Genomic DNA, 423 nt, shown 5'->3' on the forward strand with positions numbered 1-423 from the left:
CATTTAGGCGAGAATGCTCGCCATAGAGAGGTGTCTGATGACCAAGCAACGTCGTACCTTTACGCCCGAGTTCAAACGCGAAGCTGCCAGCCTGGTGCTCGACCAAGGCTACAGCCACATCGAAGCAGCCCGTTCGCTCGGCTTGGTGGAGTCGGCCCTGCGTCGATGGGTCAACCAGCTCCAGCAAGAGCGAGGCGGTGTCACTCCGAGCAGCAAGGCGCTGACGCCCGAGCAGCAAAAAATCCAGGAATTAGAAGCCCGAATCAATCGGCTGGAACGGGAAAAATCGATCCTAAAAAAGGCCACCGCGCTCTTGATGGCCGAGGAACACGAGCGTTCGCGTTAATCGATCCGCTCCGCTCTGAAGAGCCTGTTGATCTGTTGTGCTCGGTATTTGAAGTCACCCGATCTTGCTACTACGCG

The 423-nt window shown here is 56.7% G+C and carries 1 pseudogene; it reads left to right on the top strand.

Annotated features, from left to right (window positions below):
- Nucleotides 1–37 precede the first annotated feature (37 nt).
- Nucleotides 38–423 (top strand): annotated as a pseudogene (locus QMX96_RS26730) (transposase); the annotation flags it as partial.

It is taken from the genome of Pseudomonas sp. PS01300 (genome assembly GCF_029960155.1).
GTDB classification, from domain to species: domain Bacteria; phylum Pseudomonadota; class Gammaproteobacteria; order Pseudomonadales; family Pseudomonadaceae; genus Aquipseudomonas; species Aquipseudomonas palmensis.